This is a genomic window from Agathobacter rectalis ATCC 33656, from assembly GCF_000020605.1.
In the GTDB taxonomy this organism is placed as follows: Bacteria; Bacillota; Clostridia; order Lachnospirales; family Lachnospiraceae; genus Roseburia; species Roseburia rectalis.
Genome location: NC_012781.1, coordinates 3,443,089 through 3,449,685, shown reverse-complemented (window position 1 = coordinate 3,449,685; position 6,597 = coordinate 3,443,089). Strand labels below are relative to the sequence as shown.

The window sequence follows — 6,597 nt, the reverse complement described above, 5'->3', positions numbered from 1 at the left end:
CAAAGTTCTCCATTATTTAACATATAAAGAGTATATTAGGGGAATGTTCTCCACAATCCCATACATACTATATAGTACACTATTTTTGGCATTTAGGCAATGTAAAAAGATTTACAAAAATGCTTTATTAACATTTTTCAACCACAATTATACAAAGTTACCAACATGTTATTCACATATTGTGGATAACTTTTTGATATCTTGATAACTTTCCACAATATGTTGGTTACAATAGGTGGTTTATATCAAATTATAGACGGTTATCAAGAATTATTATATATATAGAAGAAACTCGTTTTCCACATTTTTATTGTGGAATATAAACCGATAAAAAAACATATGTAGAAATTTAAAGAAAATTGAGAAAATCCTTGACACAACAGGAATTTTTGTTATAATTATACCGATGTTTTTTAACGTAAAGGAGGTGGATATATATGAAGATGACATTCCAACCTAAGAAGAGACAGAGAGCAAAAGTTCATGGATTCAGACAGAGAATGAAAACTGCTGGCGGAAGAAAAGTAATCGCAGCCAGAAGATTAAAAGGAAGAAAAAAATTATCAGCATAGGCCACAATTTTTGTGGTCTTTTCTTCATTTTTGATTGTTTTTAGAAGGACAGCGTCAAATGAAATTTTCAGATTCGTTGAAAAAAAACAAGGATTTTCAGAATGTGTATAATAACGGTGTATCGTTTGCTAACAGATACCTCGTTATGTATGTTCTGAAAAATAACACAGAAAATAATCGTATAGGTATATCAGTTAGCAAAAAAGTTGGAAATAGTGTTATTAGACATCATATTACTCGTCTCGTGAGAGAGAGCTACAGACTACATGAGGACATGTTCGATAGTGGTTTGGACATCGTAGTCATCGCAAGAGTTGCAGCGCGGCATGTGGGTTATAAGGAAATAGAAAGTGCTGTTTTACATCTTGGAGGTCTTCACAGGATTATTAAGAAACAAAATATTTGAATAATGAAAAAGAAGATGGAATCGTTTTGAAAAGTATCTTAATATTTTTGATTAAATTTTATAGGAAGTATATTTCCCCGATGAAATCAACGAAATGCCCATATTGTCCGACCTGTTCGGAGTATGGTTTGCAGGCTGTGCAAAAGTACGGTGCCATAAAGGGGGGTCTGCTTGCGGCATGGAGGATATTGAGATGTAATCCTTTTTCAAAGGGTGGGTATGATCCGGTTCCATAGCAGCAATGGAGGTTTTTATGTCGGACATTTTATTAACCGCATATCCAGGCTCTATTCTTGGACCAATTGCCAAGCTTCTCGGTATCCTGATGGATTGGATATACAGTGGTATATCTAATATTACAGGTGGAAGAGTTGAGAGCGTTGTACTAAGTATTGTAATTATTACGATTATAATCTACATGTGTCTGTTGCCACTGACTATTAAGCAGCAGAAGTTTTCTAAGCTATCACAGAAAATGCAGCCTGAGATGCAGGCTATCCAGGCTAAATATAAAAATAAAAAGGATCAGGCTTCAATGATGGCCATGCAGGAGGAAACACAGCTTTTGTATCAGAAGTACGGTATTTCTCCGATGGGAAGCTGTGTGCAGATGCTTATACAGATGCCTATTCTGTTTGCACTGTACCGTGTGTTCTACAATATTCCTGCTTATCTGAGCGGAGTTAAGGGCTCTTTTACAGGGCTTGTTGATCAAATTAAAGGTGTAGATAATTATTCAGATAAACTTGTACAATTGATGGAGAAGTATAATGTTGTTACATCAAGCGGTCTTAACGCTTCAAATGCGGCTTCAAAGCTTGCTGATGCAAGTGGTGATACTTTAAACAATTTTATCATTGATATCCTTTATAAGCTTCCTTCAAAGGGCTGGGATGCTCTTATGGACGGTAAGTTTTTTGATGGTATCCAGAGCGCAGTTGAGAAGACGCACGATGCGTTACTTCATTTCAACTACTTTTTGGGACTGAATATCTCAGATACACCTTGGTATATCATAAAGAGCAACTTTACGGACAAGCCTGATAAGTGGTTACTTTTTGTAATACTTGCACTGCTTATTCCTGTACTGTCATATCTGACACAGATGATCAATATCAAGCTTATGCCACAGGCTACAAATGGCAATGATCAGATGGCAAGCCAGATGAAGATGATGAATCTTATGATGCCACTTATGTCATTTGTTATCTGCTTTACAGTTCCTGTAGGTCTTGGTATTTACTGGATCTGCTCTGCACTTGTAAGAGGTATCCAGCAGTTCTTCGTCAACAGACATATAGAGAATCTTGATCTTGAGGCTGTTATGGCAAAGAACGAGGAAAAGGCAAAGAAGAAGAGAGAAAAAATGGGACTGTCTGAGGATTATATAAAGAAGGCAGCTCAGATTAAGACAAAGTCAATTGACAATAAGGCAAACGTATCTGTATCAGCAGGCACAGAGGAGAAGCTTGCAAAGGCCGCTGAGTACAAGGCTAATGCAAAGGCAGGCTCACTTGCTTCAAAGGCTAATATGGTTAAAGAGTTTAATGAACGCAATTCACGCAAATAGGGGGAGAAAATAGTGGAATACATTGAAGTATCTGCAAAAACAATTGACGATGCTTTGACAGAGGCATCTATTAAACTTGGAACAACAAGCGATAAGCTCGAGTATGAGGTAATTGATAAGGGAAGCAATGGTTTTCTTGGAATTGGCAGCCGTGATGCTGTCATCAAGGTTAAAAAGGCCGAGGCAAGTGTTGAGGATGAGATTCGCGAATTCCTTGACAGTGTGTTTAAGGCAATGAAGCTTGAGGTTACTATTGATATCAAAGTGGATGAGGACAACAGAAATGTTGATGTTGAGCTTAACGGTCCTGAGATGGGCGTTTTAATCGGCAAGAGAGGTCAGACTCTCGATTCACTCCAGTACCTTACAAATCTTGCTATCAATAAGCAGTCTGAGAATTACTACAGAGTAAAGATTGATACTGAGGATTACAGAAAGAGAAGAAGAGAGACACTTGAGAATCTTGCCAAGAATATTTCATTCAAGGTTAAGCGTACAAAGAGACCTGTTTCTCTTGAGCCGATGAATCCTTTTGAGAGAAGAGTGATTCATTCTGCACTTCAGAATGATAGATTTGTTGAAACACACAGCGAGGGTGATGAGCCTTACAGACACGTTGTTGTGACACTTAAGAAATAATAGATATAAATCATTAAAAGGGTATCTGGTTTCAGGTATCCTTTTTGAATATATATTATCTTAGAATTTTTGAGGAATTTCATATGCAAAATGATACAATAGCGGCTATTGCCACAGCTATGTCTCCGTCAGGAATCGGAATTATCAGGATAAGCGGAGATGATGCACTTTCGGTAATAGATAGGATTTATAAAAGCAAGAATAATAAAAAGAAAATAAGCGCCTGTCAGTCACATACCATTCATTATGGTTTTATATATGACGGCGATGAGAAAATAGATGAGGTTATGGTGCTTTTGATGAAGGCTCCAAATACATACACCAGGGAGGACACTGTGGAGATAGACTGCCACGGTGGTGTGTATGTTATGAAGAGAGTGCTTGAAGCGGTAATCAAAAACGGAGCAAGACCGGCAGAGCCCGGAGAGTTTACTAAAAGGGCATTTTTAAACGGCAGGATTGATTTATCCCAGGCAGAATCTGTTATAGATGTAATAAATTCAAAAAATGATTTTGCGCTCAAAAGCTCTTTAAGCCAGCTAGGCGGAGCCGTGCTCGGAAGCATCAGGCAGATAAGAGAGCAGCTTTTGCATGAGATTGCTTTTATTGAGTCGGCACTTGACGACCCTGAACACATTTCCCTGGATGGTTATCCACAAAAACTACGTGCAATTGTGGATAACGAGTATATGGAGATAGATGGTCTGTTAAAAACCTCAGATAATGGCAGGATTCTGAAGGAAGGAATAAATACAGTCATCATTGGAAAGCCAAATGCCGGAAAGTCATCTCTTTTAAATGTGCTTGTCGGAACTGACAGGGCAATTGTCACGGATATAGCCGGAACCACGAGAGATGTGCTTGAGGAGCAGATTAATATTGGTGGAATAACCTTAAATCTCGTTGATACTGCAGGTATTAGAAGCACTGAGGATGTTGTTGAAAAAATTGGTGTGAAAAAGGCAATGGAGCATGCCAATGGAGCTGATTTAATCATATATGTGGTTGATTCGTCAGTGGCACTTGATGATAATGATTATGATATTATCAATTTTATTAAGGATAAAAAGGCTGTCATTTTACTAAATAAGTCGGATCTGGCTTCAAAGGTGTCGGCAGATGATATAAAAAAGCTTGTGGATAAAACGGTTATTTCGGTTTCTGCAAAGGAAAGCTCGGGAATAGATGAGCTTTCTGATACAATAAAGGAAATGTTTTTTGATGGAGAGGTCTCATTCAATGATGAGATTTATATCACAAATATCAGGCATAAAAAACTATTGTCAGATGCTAAGGAAAGTCTTAAGCTTGTTATGAACAGTATTGATGATGATATGCCGGAGGATTTTTATTCGATTGATTTGATGAGTGCGTATGAGTCGCTTGGACTCATAATAGGAGAATCGGTTGAGGATGATCTGATGGATGAGATATTCAGTAAATTTTGTATGGGAAAGTAGGCAGTTATGTGCAGTAAGTTTGTTGAAGAAAATTATGATGTTGTTGTAGTTGGTGCAGGACATGCGGGATGTGAGGCAGCACTTGCGTGTGCCAGGCTTGGACTTGAGACTATTGTTTTCACGGTAAGCGTGGACAGTATAGCGCTCATGCCGTGTAATCCGAATATCGGTGGAAGCTCGAAGGGGCATCTCGTCAGGGAGATTGATGCACTTGGCGGCGAGATGGGAAAAAACATTGACAAGACCTTTATCCAGTCAAAGATGCTAAATAAATCGAAGGGGCCTGCTGTTCATTCTCTCCGCGCGCAGGCAGATAAAGCGGAATATAGTATGGAAATGAGAAAAACCCTTCAAAATACCGACCATCTGACCATAAGACAGGGTGAGGTTTCTGAGATTGTTACCGATGAGAATAATAATATAGTCGGTGCAAAAACTACTTCGGGAGCTTTATATCATTGTAAGGCGATTGTGCTGTGTACCGGTACATATTTAAGAGCCAGGTGCTTAACCGGCGAGATGATCACTCATACAGGTCCGAATGGACTTTTGGCAGCCAACCATTTGACTCAGTCGCTCATAGATCATGGAATTGAGATGCGCAGATTCAAAACAGGAACTCCAGCGCGTGTAGATAAGAGAAGTCTTGATTTTTCCAAGATGGAGGAGCAGTTCGGTGACGATAGGGTAGTGCCGTTTTCATTTACAACTGATCCTGAAAGTGTGCAGATTGATCAGGTTTCATGCTGGCTTACATATACGAATAGTAAGACCCATGAGATTATCAGAAACAATCTAGACCGTTCGCCGATTTATGCAGGTATCATAGAGGGAACAGGTCCTAGGTATTGTCCTTCAATAGAGGATAAGGTGGTTAAGTTTGCTGAAAAGGAAAGACATCAGATATTTATTGAGCCGGAGGGACTTAATACAAACGAGATGTATGTCGGAGGAATGTCATCTTCTATGCCTGAGGATGTGCAGTATGAGATGTACCGCACCCTTCCGGGACTTGAAAATGTGAAGATAGTAAGAGACGCTTATGCCATAGAGTACGACTGTATCAATGCAAACCAGCTATATGCATCGCTCGAGTTTAAGAAAATACATGGTCTGTTCAGTGGTGGACAGTTCAACGGTTCGTCCGGATATGAGGAGGCAGCCTGTCAGGGACTTATCGCCGGCATTAATGCAGCAATGAAGATACTTGGCAAAAAGCCATTGATACTTGACAGGTCAGAAGCGTACATAGGTGTGTTGATAGATGATCTGGTCACTAAGAAAAATAGAGAACCTTACCGCATGATGACTTCAAGAGCGGAATATCGTCTCCTTTTAAGACAGGACAATGCAGATTTGCGCCTCACCGAGAAGGGATACGAGGTTGGCCTGATTTCAAAGGAAAGATATGACTATGTATGTAAAAAGAAAGAGCTTATTGACAAAGAAATAGAGAGAGTGTCGCATGTAAATATCGGTGCAAGGGCTGATGTACAGGAGATTTTGAAGAAATACAACAGTATAGAGCTAAGCAACGGAACCACACTTGAGGAGCTTATCAGAAGACCTGAGCTGGATTATGACAAGCTTGCTCCGATAGATCCCGACAGACCTAAGTTATCGGATGACACAAGAGAACAGATTAATATTCTTATTAAGTACGCAGGGTATATTTCAAGACAGATCAAGCAGGTCTCTCATTTTAAGAAGCTTGAGAAAAAACTGTTACCTACTGATTTTGATTATAATACTATTTCGGGTCTGAGAATTGAAGCACAGCAGAAGCTGAATGAATTTCAGCCGCTTAGTATAGGTCAGGCATCCAGAATTTCAGGTGTCACACCGGCTGATATATCGGTTTTACTGGTATTTCTGGAACAATTAAAATACTCAAATCCTGATTTATTTTCTAGATTAAACCCAGATAATACAAGCGTTGAACAATAATAA

General features: G+C 39.1%; 7 protein-coding genes. All 7 read left to right on the top strand.

Annotation, left to right across the window (positions count from 1 at the left end):
- Positions 1-437 precede the first annotated feature (437 nt).
- Positions 438-572, top strand: a complete 135-nt coding sequence (rpmH, locus tag EUBREC_RS16505) for a 50S ribosomal protein L34 (protein ID WP_012744420.1) — start codon at positions 438-440, stop codon at positions 570-572.
- Positions 573-630: 58 nt separating this feature from the next.
- Entirely contained in the window at positions 631-978 is a 348-nt protein-coding gene (rnpA, locus tag EUBREC_RS16500; RefSeq protein WP_012744419.1) for a ribonuclease P protein component, read from the top strand.
- A gap of 26 nt (positions 979-1,004) precedes the next feature.
- Entirely contained in the window at positions 1,005-1,214 is a 210-nt protein-coding gene (gene yidD, locus EUBREC_RS16495; RefSeq protein WP_041254763.1) for a membrane protein insertion efficiency factor YidD, read from the top strand.
- Positions 1,215-1,231: 17 nt separating this feature from the next.
- Positions 1,232-2,548: a YidC/Oxa1 family membrane protein insertase gene (locus tag EUBREC_RS16490; protein WP_041254370.1), complete on the top strand. Its 1,317-nt coding sequence runs from the start codon at positions 1,232-1,234 to the stop codon at positions 2,546-2,548.
- A gap of 12 nt (positions 2,549-2,560) precedes the next feature.
- A complete protein-coding gene (jag, locus tag EUBREC_RS16485) occupies positions 2,561-3,187 on the top strand; it encodes an RNA-binding cell elongation regulator Jag/EloR (RefSeq protein WP_012744416.1) in 627 nt (208 codons plus the stop codon).
- Between the two features lie 83 nt (positions 3,188-3,270).
- Positions 3,271-4,647, top strand: a complete 1,377-nt coding sequence (mnmE, locus tag EUBREC_RS16480) for a tRNA uridine-5-carboxymethylaminomethyl(34) synthesis GTPase MnmE (RefSeq protein WP_012744415.1) — start codon at positions 3,271-3,273, stop codon at positions 4,645-4,647.
- A 6-nt stretch (positions 4,648-4,653) separates the two neighbouring features.
- Positions 4,654-6,594, top strand: a complete 1,941-nt coding sequence (gene mnmG, locus EUBREC_RS16475; RefSeq protein WP_012744414.1) for a tRNA uridine-5-carboxymethylaminomethyl(34) synthesis enzyme MnmG — start codon at positions 4,654-4,656, stop codon at positions 6,592-6,594.
- Positions 6,595-6,597: the final 3 nt, after the last annotated feature.